This window comes from Halorarius halobius, from assembly GCF_024298865.1.
GTDB classification, from domain to species: Archaea; Halobacteriota; Halobacteria; order Halobacteriales; family Haloarculaceae; genus Halorarius; species Halorarius halobius.
Genome location: NZ_CP101161.1, coordinates 521,276 through 536,089, shown reverse-complemented (window position 1 = coordinate 536,089; position 14,814 = coordinate 521,276). Strand labels below are relative to the sequence as shown.

Annotated in this window: 17 protein-coding genes; 5 read left to right on the top strand and 12 right to left on the bottom strand. The window is 71.0% G+C overall.

What is annotated here, in order from left to right:
- Positions 1-12 precede the first annotated feature (12 nt).
- Positions 13-1,293, bottom strand: coding sequence for a cyclase family protein (locus NL112_RS02750; protein ID WP_255151101.1), 1,281 nt, complete (start codon positions 1,291-1,293; stop codon positions 13-15).
- Between the two features lie 217 nt (positions 1,294-1,510).
- Between NL112_RS02750 and NL112_RS02745 the strand changes: the two genes are divergently transcribed.
- The gene (locus tag NL112_RS02745) at positions 1,511-2,221 is read left to right on the top strand and encodes a CpaE/TadZ family protein (RefSeq protein WP_255151100.1); all 711 of its coding nucleotides are present in this window, start codon (positions 1,511-1,513) and stop codon (positions 2,219-2,221) included.
- Here the strand turns inward: NL112_RS02745 and NL112_RS02740 are convergent.
- A complete protein-coding gene (locus NL112_RS02740) occupies positions 2,216-2,710 on the bottom strand; it encodes a DUF7858 family protein (protein ID WP_255151099.1) in 495 nt (164 codons plus the stop codon). The two genes, NL112_RS02745 and NL112_RS02740, sit on opposite strands and share 6 nt — an antisense overlap.
- Before the next feature lie 154 nt (positions 2,711-2,864).
- On the opposite strand from NL112_RS02740, the gene NL112_RS02735 reads away from it, so the two are divergent.
- Positions 2,865-3,728: a transcription initiation factor IIB gene (locus NL112_RS02735; RefSeq protein WP_255151098.1), complete on the top strand. Its 864-nt coding sequence runs from the start codon at positions 2,865-2,867 to the stop codon at positions 3,726-3,728.
- On the opposite strand, the gene NL112_RS02730 is transcribed toward NL112_RS02735, so the two are convergent.
- The 7 genes from NL112_RS02730 to NL112_RS02700 all read right to left on the bottom strand — a co-directional run bounded on the left by NL112_RS02730 (position 3,707) and on the right by NL112_RS02700 (position 9,025).
- Complete coding sequence (locus NL112_RS02730) at positions 3,707-4,366, bottom strand: P-loop NTPase (protein WP_255151097.1); 660 nt, start codon at positions 4,364-4,366, stop codon at positions 3,707-3,709. The two genes, NL112_RS02735 and NL112_RS02730, sit on opposite strands and share 22 nt — an antisense overlap.
- On the bottom strand, positions 4,363-5,037 hold the full coding sequence (locus NL112_RS02725; protein ID WP_255151096.1) for a DUF7857 domain-containing protein: 675 nt from the start codon (positions 5,035-5,037) through the stop codon (positions 4,363-4,365). The genes NL112_RS02730 and NL112_RS02725 overlap by 4 nt, the downstream gene beginning before the upstream one ends.
- Positions 5,038-5,067: 30 nt before the next feature.
- Complete coding sequence (locus tag NL112_RS02720; protein WP_255151095.1) at positions 5,068-5,862, bottom strand: DUF7856 family protein; 795 nt, start codon at positions 5,860-5,862, stop codon at positions 5,068-5,070.
- Positions 5,859-6,197 carry a DUF7855 family protein gene (locus NL112_RS02715; protein WP_255151094.1) on the bottom strand — a complete coding sequence of 113 codons (339 nt, stop codon included), beginning with the start codon at positions 6,195-6,197 and terminating at the stop codon, positions 5,859-5,861. The genes NL112_RS02720 and NL112_RS02715 overlap by 4 nt, the downstream gene beginning before the upstream one ends.
- A gap of 56 nt (positions 6,198-6,253) precedes the next feature.
- The gene (locus tag NL112_RS02710) at positions 6,254-6,526 is read right to left on the bottom strand and encodes a DUF7854 family protein (protein ID WP_255151093.1); all 273 of its coding nucleotides are present in this window, start codon (positions 6,524-6,526) and stop codon (positions 6,254-6,256) included.
- A complete protein-coding gene (locus tag NL112_RS02705) occupies positions 6,527-8,623 on the bottom strand; it encodes a minichromosome maintenance protein MCM (RefSeq protein ID WP_255151092.1) in 2,097 nt (698 codons plus the stop codon).
- A gap of 129 nt (positions 8,624-8,752) precedes the next feature.
- Positions 8,753-9,025, bottom strand: coding sequence for a hypothetical protein (locus NL112_RS02700; RefSeq protein ID WP_255151091.1), 273 nt, complete (start codon positions 9,023-9,025; stop codon positions 8,753-8,755).
- 218 nt (positions 9,026-9,243) lie between these two features.
- On the opposite strand from NL112_RS02700, the gene NL112_RS02695 reads away from it, so the two are divergent.
- The 3 genes from NL112_RS02695 (at position 9,244) to NL112_RS02685 (ending at position 11,392) form a co-directional block, all read left to right on the top strand.
- Positions 9,244-9,522 (top strand): amphi-Trp domain-containing protein, encoded by a 279-nt coding sequence (locus NL112_RS02695; protein ID WP_255151090.1) that lies wholly within the window; start codon positions 9,244-9,246, stop codon positions 9,520-9,522.
- Between the two features lie 282 nt (positions 9,523-9,804).
- On the top strand, positions 9,805-10,917 hold the full coding sequence (locus tag NL112_RS02690) for a sulfite exporter TauE/SafE family protein (RefSeq protein WP_255151089.1): 1,113 nt from the start codon (positions 9,805-9,807) through the stop codon (positions 10,915-10,917).
- 40 nt (positions 10,918-10,957) lie between these two features.
- The gene (locus tag NL112_RS02685; RefSeq protein ID WP_255151088.1) at positions 10,958-11,392 is read left to right on the top strand and encodes a universal stress protein; all 435 of its coding nucleotides are present in this window, start codon (positions 10,958-10,960) and stop codon (positions 11,390-11,392) included.
- Here the strand turns inward: NL112_RS02685 and NL112_RS02680 are convergent.
- The 3 genes from NL112_RS02680 to NL112_RS02670 form a co-directional block, all read right to left on the bottom strand.
- Positions 11,389-11,541: a hypothetical protein gene (locus NL112_RS02680; RefSeq protein WP_255151087.1), complete on the bottom strand. Its 153-nt coding sequence runs from the start codon at positions 11,539-11,541 to the stop codon at positions 11,389-11,391. The genes NL112_RS02685 and NL112_RS02680 overlap by 4 nt on opposite strands.
- A 126-nt stretch (positions 11,542-11,667) precedes the next feature.
- Positions 11,668-13,368 carry a glycosyltransferase family 39 protein gene (locus NL112_RS02675; RefSeq protein ID WP_255151086.1) on the bottom strand — a complete coding sequence of 567 codons (1,701 nt, stop codon included), beginning with the start codon at positions 13,366-13,368 and terminating at the stop codon, positions 11,668-11,670.
- A 79-nt stretch (positions 13,369-13,447) separates the two neighbouring features.
- The gene (locus NL112_RS02670; RefSeq protein WP_255151085.1) at positions 13,448-14,812 is read right to left on the bottom strand and encodes an aryl-sulfate sulfotransferase; all 1,365 of its coding nucleotides are present in this window, start codon (positions 14,810-14,812) and stop codon (positions 13,448-13,450) included.
- Positions 14,813-14,814 lie beyond the last annotated feature (2 nt).

Below are 14,814 nucleotides of genomic sequence, written 5' to 3'. Positions count from 1 at the left end.
CGCCCGGAGCGCCTACCGTCTCCCGCCGCCCGTCGCTTTCACGGCGACCGGGTTGATGGCCCCGCCCGACGCCCGCTCGACGTTGAGCGGCGCGCCCGCGAGCAGGAACTCGTAGATACCGTCGGCCGCACAGGCGGCCGCGAGGTCGTCCAGTCTGAGTATCTCGTTGAGGTACACCCCGAGGTTGCGAAGGAACGCGCCGTGGAGGGGGATGACGTAGCTGTCGCCGTCGACGGTCTGTACCACCTTCTCGACGGCGAGGTTGTCCGCACCGATGTAGGGGATGTCCATCTCCGCGACCCACTCGACGAGCGCGTCGCTGAACGCGAGGCCGGGCTCGTTCAGCGGTGCCCACTCCGCGTTCGGGTCGCGGGTGCGCTCGACTGCACCGGTGCGGACGAGCAGGAGGTCACGGTCCCGTATCTCGGTGTCCTGGGCGTCGGCCGTCGCCTGCAGGTCGTCGTAGGTGACGCCGTACCCCAGCGGTAGCCGGTCGTGTTCGTCGGCGACGTCGAGGTGCCGGCCCACGTCGAGCAGGACGGCGCGGCCGAAGATGCCCGCATCGGCGGGGTTCGAGACCGCGGCGTGGGCGAGCCCCTGCGTCTCCTCGACGAGCGTGAGGTCCTCGGGGTCACCGTCGTCGGGGAGCGCGTCGCGCCCTTCGGACCCGAGCAGCGGCGTCTCGAACGACTTGCCGGTCTCCGTGGAGTCGGCGGGGAACCCGTTGTATATCTCGTCGCCGTACCAGGCGTGGCCGAGCGCGTCGAGGTGGGTCGTCCCCTGCAGGAACGCGTCGGTGACGAACTTGTCGTCGACGAACGAGACGCCGCCGGCGACCGGTGAACCGCCCTCCGGCGTCGTGTTGTCCCGGCGGGCTGGCGTCCGTGGCGGGAACGCCGGGTCGCCGACGTCGGTGCTCGGCCACCCCGCGTCGTCGTTCGGGAAAACGACCTCCGGCTGGTCCGGGTCGGGGTTGATGACCTCTCCCGTCATCGACAACTGGAGCGTGAACCGCTCGACGCCCTTCGCACCCCGCTTCGAGGCGGCACGCATCCCCTCGAACATCTCCTCGCTACCCAGGAGGTTGAGCGCGCCGAGCTCGTCGTCGTCGCCCCACCGTCCCCAGTTGTCCGGCAGGTCCGCGAGCAGCGCCGAAACGTCCCCCGAGGCGTCGCCTGCGACGGTCCCCAGGCTGGTCCCCGCGGCCGCGAACGCCATCGCGGCCCCGCAGCCCTGTACGAACCGCCGTCGTCCGTCGTCGATTCCACATTCACAGTCGTGTTCGTCGGTCATGGGTATCTCCGTGTGCCATTTTGTTACGCAGTGGCACGATATGTATTCACAATTCTAAAACTGTATAAAACTATCCACTGGTTGCCCGGCCCACGGGGGAGTCTGCACGTTCGTCCTGCGGTGACCCCGTCAGCGGCGGCGGCGCCGGACCCGGACCTCTCTCTCGCCCCCAGTTCGCTCCCGCAATTTTTTATCCCAGAAACGAACGAATAGAAGTATGGGAGACATCACGGCGTTCGTCGGCGCCGCCGGCGGCGTCGGCACGACCCGACTGACGCTGGAAGCGGCGGCGACGCTCTCGCGCGACGGCGAGTCGGTGGCCGTCCTCGATGCCGCCTACGCCACGCAGGGGCTCGCGGACCACCTCGAGGGACGCATCGACCCCGACGTGACCGCGCTCGTCACCGAGGACCGACCGCTCTCGGAGGGGCTCCACGAACTGTCGGTGGCGACCGACGGCCGGGTAGCCTGCGCTCCGGCGCGGGCGCCGTTCGCGCGACTGGCCCGGGCGAAATCGCCCGACGCGGCCCAGCGGTTCGAGCGGCTCGCCGAGGCGGCCGCGGCGGGCCACGACGCCGTCCTGCTGGACGTGCCGCCCGTGGCGGCCAACCAGTCGGTCGCGGCCGTGAACGTCGCGGACCGCACCGCCGTCGTCGCGCCCGGTACCCCTCGCGGCCGGGACCTGCTCGCCCGGACCCGTGACCGCCTCGCCGACGTGGACGGCGACGTCGACGCGGCGGTCGCGACCCGGAGCGACGGCGTCGACTGGGCCGACGCCGCGGTGCCCGAAAGCGGCACCACCGCTCCGGGTGCGGTTCCGGTCTGTGACGAGGCCGACGGCGGGTTCGCCGCCGGCGTCGCGGCGGCGACGGCGGCGGCCACCGGCCGCGACCTCGACGTCGAGTTCGGCGGCGGCCTCCTCCTATAGGAACTCGTCGGCGTCCGAGCGGGCGTCCGAGAGCGGGTCGGCGCGGTCGACCGCGAGCGCGCCCGCCAGCGCCTCCCGCGCGCCGTCCAGCGGGTCGTGGGTCTCGACGAACACCGCCAGCGCGAACTCGGCGTCGTCACACCGTGTCAACTCGAGGGCGTCGGCCCGCGAGAGGCGCGCGTCGAGCCAGTCGCGGACCACTTCCCGACCCGTGGGACCGAGCGGCGAGACGTCCTCCCCCAGCAGATGGAGCGTCTTCGCGCCCGTCACCGGCGCGATGCCGGCTTCGCGGGCGGCGGCGCCGACACTCGTCCCGGTCGCGTACGCCTCGACGAGCGTCGCCGCGGCCGCCGGGGTACATGGGAGTGGCGCGGCGTACGGCTCCAGTCGGTCGACCAGCGGCGCGTCGGTGTCGTCGGCGACCGCCACGCCACGCGCCTCCTGCTCGGCGGTCACCTCCAGCCCGGCCGCGAGGTCGTCGAGCGTCACACGCGGTCTGGTGGCTTCGTTTCACAAAAATCTACGGTCGTGAAAACCCGCGCCGGAACCCACCGGTCACCGGTAGGTTTCCACCGGCGGCGAGCCCCTCGACCCCCCGGGTTCGACGCCCCTTTTTACCAGCGACCGGGCGCGAGTTTCACACATGAGCACGACGGCGACAGCGTGCCCGGAGTGCGACGGTCGACTGCACAGCGAGGGAACCGAGACGGTCTGTGGCGAGTGTGGCCTCGTCGTCGCGGAGGACGAACTCGACCGCGGGCCGGAGTGGCGGTCGTTCGCGGACGACGACGCCGACCCCGAGCGGTGCGGGGCGCCGCTGACCCGGTCGCGCCACGACCGCGGCCTCTCGACGGAAATCGGCCGGTCCACGCGGCTGACGGGCCGGAAGCGCCGCCGGGTCGCCCGGATGCGCACCCAGCACAAGCGGGCGAGCGTCGGCACGAAGACGGAGCGGAACCAGGTGTACTCGTTCACGGAGATACGGCGGCTGGTGAGCGCGCTCGAACTCGGGGAGCCGGTCCGCGAGCAGGCGTGTGCGCTGTTCGAGTCCGCACAGGATGCGGACCTCCTCCGCGGTCGTTCGCTGGAGGGGTTCGCCGCCGCCGCGGTGTACGCGGTCTGTCGCGTCAACGAAATCGCCCGCACCATCGAGGAGATCGCGGCCCGAGCGAAGGCCGACGCCGACGAACTACGGGTCGCGTACGACGCTCTGAATCGCGACCTCGGCTTGCCGACCGGCCCCATCGACCCCCGGGAGTATCTCGCCCGGTTCGCGTCGAACCTCGGCCTCCCGGACGAGATAGAGGCGGCCGCGCGCGAGCACGCCGAGCGCGCGAGCGACGAGGGTCTGACGGTCGGCCGTAACCCCTCCGGCGTAGCGGCGGCCTGCCTGTACGCCGCCGCTCGCGAGCGGGGCCACGGGCTGACGCAGGCCGAGGCCGCAGACGCCGCCGACGTGACCCCGGTGACGCTCCGGTCGACGTATCAGGACCTCGTGGACCGCTGAACGCCGGCCGCGAGCGCCGCGAACCGTTCGGTCGCCGGGGCGTCGGGTGCCAGCATCCGGACCGGTCGGCCGTGGGCCATCGCCCGCGCTACCGCGCGGGAGTCGGGGACTGCCACGACGGGCGCGCCGAACGCCGCACGCGTATCCTCGGGGGCTTCGTCGGCGACGTTGAGGACGACTCGCGAGAGCCCCGCGTCGAGTTCGCGGGCTAACTCCCGCGACCGGAGCGCGTCCCGCACCGCGACCCGGTCGGGCGTCGTCACCACGACGCAGGCGTCCGCGGCCAGCAACGCGACGCCGGCGTCGGTTCCCAGCCCCGCGGGACAGTCGACGACCACGGAGTCGTAGTGGGTGTCGACGGCCGTCAGCGCGTCCGACAGTTCGCGCACGTCGCAGGCTCGCGTCCCGGCGAGCGTCCGCCCGCACGGCAGTAGGTCGACCGGGCCGGACTCGTCGACCGCTTCCACGGCCGCCGCGCGCCCGGCCAGCACGTCGTGGAGGTCCGGCCCCCGGCGCTCGGGCAGGTCCGCCATCCCGAGATCCGCGTCGACTGCCACCGCGTCGAGTTCCGCGGCGAGGTTGTACGCGACAGTCGTCTTCCCGACGCCGCCCTTTCCGCCGACGACGGCGAGAATCACGACAGCCGCTCCAGCGTCTCGACCGGCAGTTCGGCGGCCTCGATGCGACCGGCGAGTCGCTCGGCTCGCCGGGCGAGTTCGAGCAGTCGCTCCCGGTCCTCGCGGGTCCGCTCGCAGAGCCGCCGACTCCCGGCCAGTCCGTCCGTGGCCGCGACGGCCGCCGTCGCGTCCGGCAGGCTTCGGACTGCCGCCAGTGCTTCGAGCCGCTCGACGCGGTCGGCGGCGCTCTCGAGCCAGTCGTTGGCCGGCGCCGAAGCGTTGGCCGTCCGCTCGCCGACCGTCGCTCGGGCGTCGCCGGTCTCGTCGAACAGCGCCGCTCGCGGCGGCCGCGGGTCGGACAGTTCGCGAGCGACCGTCTCGGCCGTCGGGTCGGCTCCGAACTGCCCGTCGCTGTCGTCTGCCGGATGTGCCTCGACGCGGACTGGCGGGTCGGCGGGCGCGGCGGACGTGGCGAATCCGACGCCGACGCGCGCGCCGGCCTCGAGTTGACCGGTCCACACGCCGTCGCTCCAGCCGGCCGCGGGCACGCCACCCTCGCGGGGCGGGTGGACCGGGCCGTCGAGCCGACTCTCGACGCGGACCCGCTCCGGGCTCTCGCTCTCGTTTCGCAGTCGACACTCGACGAGCGTCCGGCCGTCGATGCGACGACACCGGGCGTCGGCGGACACCATGGGGTCGGTGGCCGCCCCATCCGGCATAAACTACGGGCGGACGACCACCGCACCGAGACGGTCGGCGGCCACCGCCGGCGGGAGATGGTCGAGTTCGTACACGATGGGCGCGTCGAACCGGGCGACCGTCGCCGCCGCCAGCGCCACCGTCGGCTCGTCCGCTTCGTCGAGCGGGCAGGCTCCGAGTTCCGCCAGCGTCTCGTCGACGTGCGGACGCATCCGGTCGGCAAGCGTCGCCCGCGCTTCCCGCTGGAGGTTCGCGGCCCGGTCCTGGAGGGCGAGCCGCTCCTCCCGTACGTCGTAGGCGTCGCGAGCTCGCTCGCGGGCGCGAGCGAGCGCCTGCTCGGCGGCCTCCCGCTCGGTCGTCGCCTCGGAGAGTTCGCGGGCGGCCTCCGCCAACTGCTCGCGGGCGTCGCTGACGTCGAGGCCAGCCTCTCGTCTGGCCTGCACCTCGCCACGGAGTTCCGCCACCCGCTCGCGAAGCCGGTCCCGCTCGGTGCCCGTTCTCGCCACGCGCCGCCGGGCGGCCGCGAGGTCAGTCGCCCCCGAATCGAGCGTCCGGAGGTCGGCCGCGACCCCCCGAAGCTCGCCGTCCTGCGGGGCCGTCATCCCCCGCGAGCGGGCGACCGCCGCCAGCGTCGGCCGTCGGTTCACCTCCAGGTCGGGGTGGAGCCAGCCGAGATAGGCGTGGGCCGGTCCCGGCGCCGGACACGGGACCCGGTCGTCGTCCGGGTCACGAACGGCGGCGACGAGCCGCTCGGGGGCGAGACCGTCGGGCGGCGTCAGCACCGTCGGCTCCGGAGGAACGGACAGCCACCGGGTCACAGTTCGCGGTCGCGGAGCGCGTCCGGCTCCGGATGGTCGGTGCCGGCCGCGAACTTCGCGTACGGGGTGTAGGTGCCGGCCTCGCGCTCGTACGCGACGGCCGCCTCCCGCACGTCGTCGGGAACGTCGGCGTACTCGTTGAGCGGCCGGGTACGCTCCACCTGCACGTCCACCGGGTGGCGCTCGCGGAGCCGACACGCGAGGAACGCGCCCTTTCCCGTCTCCTCGAGGAGCGCGGCGCGACCGAACCGCCGGACGACGCTCTCCTCGTGGCTCCGGCAGACGTTCCGCAGGGCGGTCCGTGACTCACGCGAGTACGTCACCACCAGCAGCACGGGTTTTCTGTGCTACTATTCTGACTTAAAATTAACTCCGGAACGTCTCCCGGCGGTCAGTCGACCCGTTCCACGTCGAACGCGGGGTCGCCCGAACAGAGGGCGGCGACGCGCTCCCGGGCCGCTCCCCGACCGGGTGCGAGCACCACCATCCCGTCGACGGGGTCGTCGCCCGCCGCGCGGTAGGCGTGCATCTCGCCCTCGAACTCCGTAGCGTAGCTCCGCAGGACGCCCCGGACCTGTCGTTCCAGTCCGGCGAGGTCCGTCTCGCCGTCCTCGAACGCTTCCAGCGCCGCCTCGACGTTCCGGAGCGCGGAGATGCGGTCCATCTACGTGCTCCGCAGGTGGCCCTGCGTCGGCTCGTAAATCTCGCCCTGCCGTCGCAGTTTTTCTATCTCGTGTTCGGCCTTGTCGCGGTCCATGCCGACGGCCTCGGCGCGCTCGAACACCTCGTCTTCGGGGGCGCCGTCCTCGTACTCCTCCTCGAGTTCCTTGATGATGCCCCTGATGTTCTTGATGCGGTCTCGCTGACTCTTGGAGGTGCCCGCTTCGACGATGTCGGCGTCGAACTCGCCCGTCTCGGGGTCGACGCCGATGTCGCGCAGGGAGTTCTGCACGATTTCGATGACCCGCTCGGCGTCCTTCTGCTCGACCGTATCCGACAGCCGCACCCGCGCGGAGGCCTCGCTCAACCGCACGAGCGCCTCCAGTTTCCGCGCGGTGACGGGGACGGGCGCGTCCTCGTCTTGCCCCTCCGCGCGCAGGTCGACGTAGAAGTCACGGATGGCTCCCTTCGCCTCCTCAGTCATCGTCGGGAAGCAGTTCCGCTTCGCGTAGGCGACGTACTTCCGGAGCAGGTCCGCGTCGATGTCGGGCACCACGTCCTCGGTGACGTTGTCGACTTCCTCCTCGGAGACGTTCGAGGTGGCCACCTCGTTGCGGTGGGTGAACAGCTCGCCCGCGTAGTTCGTGTTGATGATGTGCTCGGCGAGCTCGCTGTCCTTCTCCTCGTCCGGCTCGTCGGTGACGGTGAAGATGAGGTCGAACCGCGATATCAAGGCGGGTTCGAGGTCTATCTGCTCGCCCATCGGCTCGTACTGGTCGAACCGGCCGTACTTCGGGTTCGCCGCGCCCAGCAGGGAACAGCGAGATTTAAGAGTTGCGTTAATTCCGGCCTTGCTTATACTAATGCTTTGTTGTTCGAGCGCTTCGTGCATGGCTGACCGGTCTTCCGGCCGCATCTTGTCGAGTTCGTCCACCGCCGCGATGCCCTGGTCGGCCAGTACGAGCGCCCCCGCTTCGAGCGTCCACTGCTGGCCGTCGCCGAAGTCGTCCCGGACCGCGGCCGCGGTCAGCCCCGCGGAACTGGACCCTTTGCCGGAGGTGTAGACGGACCTCGGAGCTAACTTCTTAACGTATTGAAGCATTTGGGACTTCCCGGTGCCAGGGTCCCCTATCAACAGCATATGCAGGTCACCCCGAATCCGCGACCCGTCGGGGAGGTCCTTCTTCACGCCGGAGAACAGTTGCATGATGATGGCGAGTTTCTGCTCCTCGTAGCCGTAGATGGAGGGGGCCATCGAGGCGACCATCTTCTCGTAGATGTCGGGGTCGTTCGACAGTTCGATGATCTCCTTTTTGTCCTCCTCGGTGATGTCCATCTCCTCGAACTGCTCGTCCTCGATCGTCACCGTCCGGCCCTGCATGTAGAAGTCGAACACCGGGGATTTCTCCTGCTGGTTCCCCTGCTGTTCGAGTCGGAGGATGCCCGTCACCGTCACGTGGTCGCCCGCGGTCACCTCCCCGGTGACGTCGTCCTCGATGTGGACGTCGATGGCTTGCGGGGTCTCGCCGCCCCTGAGCCCTTCGGGCGACTCCTGGACGCGTATCTTCTGGGCGTCGACGAACTCCGACTGGTCGAAGTTTATCTGGAACGGGCCCTGTCGTTCACAGCCCTGGCATTCGTGGGGTTCCTGGAAGTCGCCGTCCGACTGGGGAACGCGGGTCATCGTCCCACAGCGCTGGCACTCGAAGGCGGCGTTCTGTATCTTCGGGCGCACGTCGGTCGCCTTGCGGACGATGCCCTGTACGGCGATGAGATTGCCGACGTGGTCCGCGCGGATGTCGCGGATGCCCGTCGTCTGCTGGAGGTTGTGGACGCGGACGTGCGCCTGGCCGAGTTTCACGTCGACCGGGAGGTCGTACAGGCGGAGCGCCTCCTCGGCGTACTCGGTCATCTGCTGTGGCTGGGCGGTGAAGTCGTCCGCGAGGTCGGTGTCGAACCGGTAGAGGTCGTCGTAGTCGACGTACAGCGACTTCTGCTCGTTGGGGTACTTCTGGGCGAGTTCGCCGATCTCGTTGCGGTAGTAGGTGCGGTAGAACTCCTCGAAGCGGTCGATGATCTCGGCGTTCTCCGCGCGGGCCATGTAGGTACTGGCGTTGGGTCGCCCTCCGCTAAGAAGTTTCCCAACCGGGGCGGAAGTGGTCCCCCGCCCCCGTTCGTCGGTCAGACGGTCGGGCGTTCGACGAGGCGAAACGATGGGGTGTCGCGGCCGCTACGCGAGGCCCGCGGCGGCCCGGACCGCCAGGAGCGGCGCGGCGACGAGCATCGTCACCGTCGCGGCCAGCAGGGCGACCGTCGCCGTGACGCCCGCGGGCGCGGCGATGACGAGCGCGGCCAGCACCGCCACCGCGGCCAGCACCACGACCTGCTGGGGCCGCAGGTGACGTAGCGCGCGGAGGCGGAGACTGCGGGGGCCGGGCGAGGGCGTAGCGAGGGTGTCGGATCGGGTCGGAGCGTCGGCGTGGGTGGGGGTTTCGGGGCTCATCTGTCCTCACCTGTCCGTAGCCGCTACGTCGCCATAAGTGTAAGCTGAAGGACAATTCTGTACGGATTCCTACTGAAGCGTCGTTCTGTACGGATGCGGACACGTTCGGGTGGGACGTGGCCCGCCGCATCCGGCCGGCAGTCGCGGGCCTCCCCGGCGTCCTCTCGGTTCGGCGAGCGGTCCACAGGGTTATCCAGGCGTTCGTTGTACCCGGGCACATGGGCGAACTCGAAACCGAGGAGCAGACGACGCGAGCGGAGATCGCCACCCGACTGCGGGAGCTGGCCGACCAGCTCGACGGCGGGGGCGAGGTGACGCTCGACCTCGGCGGGACGGCGGTGACGCTTGACCCGACCGACCCCGTGACGTTCAAGCTCGAAGGCGAGTCCGACTGGTCGCAGGGTGACACCGAGGCGAAACAGAGCATCGAGTTCGAACTGGTGTGGCGGCGCGAGGCCACGTCTCCAGCGGAGGCCTCGCTGGACGTGCAGGAGTGACGGCCCGGGCGGCACGCGGCCCGGAGCGGCGGCGATGTGACGGTGCGACAGTCGCCGGGCCGTATCTTCGCGTACGTCGCCCGAGAAGTGGCAAAACGCGCCGCAGCGGCGGCGTGCGAACACAAGGCTTTTAGAACCGAGTCGGTTATCGCCGCGGCACCAACAGTGACGGATTCGTTTGCTCTCAGTCCAACCGAGTGTAGCGGCCGCCACGGGGTCCGGCACGTGTCCCGGACGGTGGTCGACAACCCCCTCGCGGGACGCGTCCGGGGGGTGACTTAGATGGAGGCGTCGCGGACCGACCGCGTCCAGAAGTCGTTCCTGAAGTACCAGCACCTGTTCGTGTTCACCGCGCCGGTGCTGTTCGTCGCCGGCGTGTTCCTGTTCGCCCCTACCGGCAGTCAGGGTGGGATGGATTACTGGCTGGAGTACTGGTGGCTCCTTCCGTTCTTCCTGCTCGGGGCGACCATCGTGAACACCGTCGGCATCAGCGGGTCGGCGCTGTTCGTCCCGTTCCTCATCTTCATCTTCCCCATCATCACCAGCGGGAGCCTCAACCCGTCGGCGTGGACCGAGACCGCCCTCTCGCCCGAGACCATCGTGAAGGTGGGGCTCATCAGCGAGTCGTTCGGCCTGTCGAGTTCGGCAGTGGCGTTCATCCAGTACGGCCTGGTCGACCGGCGACTGGCGCTGACGCTCGTCGGCGGCGCGGTGCCGTTCGTCGTCGCGGGCGCGCTGTTGTCGTTCGTCATTCCCGAGGTGGTGTTCCACGGCCTGCTCGGCGTCGCGTTGCTGGCCGCGGCGTACCTCCTGCTCACGACTGACCTGGGCCACGGGGAGTCGGGAAGCGACACCGAGGCCGTCGCGGACGGCGGCACCGCCGACGACCTGCCGGACGACGCCGACAAACTCGGGCCGGCGGGCGTCGAGACCGACGCCGACGGGAACGTCACCCGCGTCGACCGCGAGGGCGACGACTACAAGTACACCCGTGGCGGCTACCTCAAGCGGTTCGCCAACTACTCGGTCGGCGGCACGTTCCAGGGGCTCGCGGGCTTTGGCGTCGGCGAACTCGGCATCGTCTCGATGCTCTCGACGAAGGTGCCCGTCCGGGTCGCCATCGGCACGAACCACATCGTCGTCGCCATGACGGCGGTGCTGGCGTCGGTCGTCCACGTGTTCGGCGGGGGCCTCGTCGGGGGGCACGTGCTCGACCTGGCGGAGACGCCGTGGAACATGGTCGTGTTCACCGTCCCCGCGACGGTGACGGGCGGGCAGATAGCGCCCTACGTCTCGAACGCGCTGGAGACCGAGACCATCAAGAAGGGCGTCGGCGGCCTGTTCGGCATCATCTCGGTCGCGCTGTTCCTGATGGCCGCGGGCGGCGTCCTCTGAGGCCACCGCTGTTTTCCCTGCCGGGCGTCAACGCCCTCGCGTGTACGACGACATCCTGCTTCCCACCGACGGGAGCGAGGGGACGACCAGCGCCGTCGAGCACGCGGGCGACCTCGCGGCGACGTACGGTGCGACGGTCCACGTGCTGTCGGTCGCTGACACGCGCAACCGCTTCGAGAGTCCGACGGGCGGCATCGCCCCGGAGGCGTGGAGCGAGGCCGAACAGGAGCGCGCCGAGGAGGCGACCGAGGCGGCCGTCGCGGCTCTGCCGGACGAGGTGGCGGTCGAGCGCGTCCACCGCGAGGGCGTCCCTCACGCGGCGATACTGGAGTACGCCGACGAGGCCGAGGTCGACGTGGTCGTGATGGGGACCCACGGGCGGACGGGGCTGGACCACTACCTCATCGGGAGCGTCGCGGAGAAGGTGGTCCGGCAGTCGTCGGTGCCGGTGTTGACGGTGAAACTCGACGATTAGCGGCCGGCGTCGAGCCGCATCTCCACGTACCGGCCGGCCCAGGTCCGGTAGTGGCGTCGCAGGCGACCGACGGCCGTCCGCAGGTACTCGGCAACGGTCGTACGGGGCCCCGCACGAGAGTCTCCAGTTGGTCGCTTGCGATAACTCATGTGTGTACCTATAGCACGGTATTGTCATAAACGTTGGTGTCTCTCGCCCGCCCGTTCCGCGAGCTACCGGCCGCTACCGAATCCTCCCGACAGCCGGCAACCAACGGTCCGAAATGGTCCCGGGCGTCAGACGACCACCGGAATTTTTGTCGGGGGTCGCCCGGAACTCGTCCGCGTGCTCCGACAGGCGCCCGCGGACGCGTCCGGGTGGCACCGCGACCTGACGGGCGTCACCCGCGCGACGAGGACGCCCGCGTTCTCGTAGACGACGCGGTAGCGGTCCGAGCGGGCGAGCGAGCGGCCCATCACCGCCGACTGGCGGTGTGGGACGCCACGGACGGTGTACGTGGCCTTCGGAACGTAGACGTACTCGGGGGCGACATCCAGCGCCCGCAGGTGGGCCGTGATACAACTCGCCCGGTCGCAGTCCGACAGCGCCGTGTAGCGGTCGAGCTGTCGCTGGTAGCGGTCGGGCGTCGTCCACTCGACGCCCCAGGGGCCGACGAGGATGGTGCGGTCGGCCGCCAGCGGAAACCACTCCGCGGCGTCACCGAGCACGACGAACCGCGTCGACGGGGGCGTCTGGGTGCCGACCCACGTCATCGCCTCGTGGTCGGCCCAGTCGACGAACGCCGGTTGCGAGCGGTGGCCGTCGTGGGTGTCGACCGCGCCGGCCGCGAACGCCGTGCCGGTCCCCACGGCGGCGAGCACGACCAGTGCGACGGCCGCGAGGTCGGCCGCCCTCGGCCGGATGCGACGGGACGTGTGCCGCCGGACGAACGGCACGCCCACCTCGAACAGCAGGACGGCGGTCAGCATCGACCCCGCGACGAACAGAAAGCGGGGTTTGCCGACGACGAACCCGGCGGCGACCAGCCACGCCGGCAGGAGCACGCGGCGTCGCCACAGCGCGTAGCCCGCGCCGGCGTACGCGGCGAGGAACGCCGGCGCTCCGGCGTCGAAATCGACCGGGTAGACGAACTCCGTGAGCAGGCGGGCGGGGCCGCCGCCCAGGCCGCCGTGGGTGCCCGCGGCGGCGGTGAACACGCCCGGGCCGTGTGTCGCGGCGACCTGGAGCCACCACGGCGCCGCCAGCGCGAGGCCGCCGGCGGCGACGACGGCGCCGCGGGCGAGGCCGCGCGGCGTCCGCGACAGCCCGGCGAAGAAGACGAGATAGCTCGCGGCGACGAACGCCGCGTAGACGGGATGGGTGAGCACGGCCAGCCCGAACAGCGCCGTCGCGGCGACGAGCCACCGGCGGCCACCGTCGCGGAACAGCCGTACGCCGGCGTAACAGGCCACCAGTGCCACCAGCAGGCCGACCGTCCGCACGATGCCGCCCGCCGAGAGATGCCACTGGAGCACCGCGGGCGTCCCCGCAAAGAGAAGGGTCGCCACGCCCGCCCGTCGCGGTGCGGCCAGCAGTTCGCGGGCGACGTAGTAGTACGGCACCAGCGCGGCCGTCACCAGCAGACCGGGCACCAGCCGACTGTACGCGAACGCGCCGAGGCCGGTCACGTCGCGGGCGGCGGCCGCGAGGTAGAACGCGAACGGGGGGTACGCCAGCGGGACCCCACCCGCGGTGTAGCCGTCGACGGTCGCCGGGAGCGCGTAGCCGTGGGCGGCGATGGTCTCCGCGATGGCGAGGTACAGCCCCGCGCCGTAGGCGGGATACGCGTGAGCCCGCAGGTAGACGAGGTGGACGAGCAGACCCGTCGCCACCGCCAGCGTCAGCCAGAACCGGTCGGCCAGCGACAGCAGTTCCACCCGGGCCGCCAGCCGTCGCCACCGCCGTATCAGTCGCACCATGTGGTCGTGGTGTGGCACACCGGCCGGGCGACCGCTTTGTTACAGAGGCGGTACGCGGCGGTAAGCCCGGATTTGGCCCGGTGGCGACGCCCCGGCGTCAGCGTCGCCGGAACTCGACCGGCCACCGAACGGTGGCGGTCCACGGCGACCGGTACGCCTCTGCGCCCGCCCAGACGACCAGCGTCGCCGCGAGCACGAGAAGCGCCGCCAGATGTAGCCGGTCCATCCACGCGGGCAGGACGTACAGCACCGCGTTCACCGTCGGGCCGCGGGTGAGCCCCGCGAGACGGTCGAGCGGCCCGTCGGGCGACTCCGCCGCGCTCCCCCCGTCACTGGCGAGTCCCCCGGTCAGGTTCGCCGCCCGCGCGCTCGGCCCGCCCGTCGACTCGTCGCCGGTTCCGAGCCGTTCGGCTTCGTAGGGGAACGCCACCGGGAGCGTCCAGACGACCTCCCCCCGCTCGTTCACCTCGACGACCCGGTCGCCGTTCGAGTCGGTGACGAGGGTGTGGCCGTCCGGCAGGCGGTCGGCGTCGCGGGGCCACCGGAGGCGAGCGTCGCGCCACGCCCAACTCCGCTCCCAACTGTCCGCGACCCGCTGGTACTCGACGACCCGGTTGTTCTCGCTGTCCGCGACCACCACGGCGGGGCCGCCCTGCTTGCGGGGGATGAAATCGGGGTTGTGCTGCTCGTACAGCGTCCGGTGGTCGCCGTCGGCGCCGAGCGTCCAGTTCTCGACCAGCCCCGTGTCGCGGTCGAGATACACCACCTGGTCGTGGTTCCGCAGGCTGACCTGGATGCGGCCGTCGTCGAGGGGTTCCACGTCGTTGAGATGGGTCCAGTCGCCCGGGTAGGGGCCGCCGCTTCCGTTCACGGCGAAGGCCGCCTGTGCGCTCCAGGCCCACGTCACGATGCCCGACGTGGTGTTCACGACGAACACGCGGTCGGCCGCGATGTCGGCGACAGCGAGGTGGTCCGCGTCCAGTCGGTCGGCGTCGTGCCACCGCGTCGAGTGCTTCCCGGCGGTGACGCGGCTGAACACCGGTCGGACGCGGCCGGTGGTGAGGTTCACCCGCTCGATGCCGTTGCGGGTGCAGACCGACTCGCCGCCGCACTGCTCGGGCGTGAGGTGGTCGGCGTACACGTACTCGACGGTCGCCGCGGTCCCGGGAACGGGGTCGACGTCCCAGTAGCGCGTGTGCGAGTCGTCGTAGTAGACGACGCGGCCCGAGGGGCCGACGGCGAACAGTTCCGCTCGCGCGCGTGGCCCCTCGCTCCCGCGGCCGAGCCACGCGTTCGAGTCCGTCGCCACCACGGTCGTCCCCGCCCGCGGCGGTGCGACCGACTGTCCGACGCGGTGGACGCCTGCGTCGGTGCTGGCCGCGAGATACCCCTGTGCCAGTACGGCACTCGCGGCGAGGACGACGAACAGCGCGAGGAGCCGTCCAGCGCGCGTGCGTCGCATCA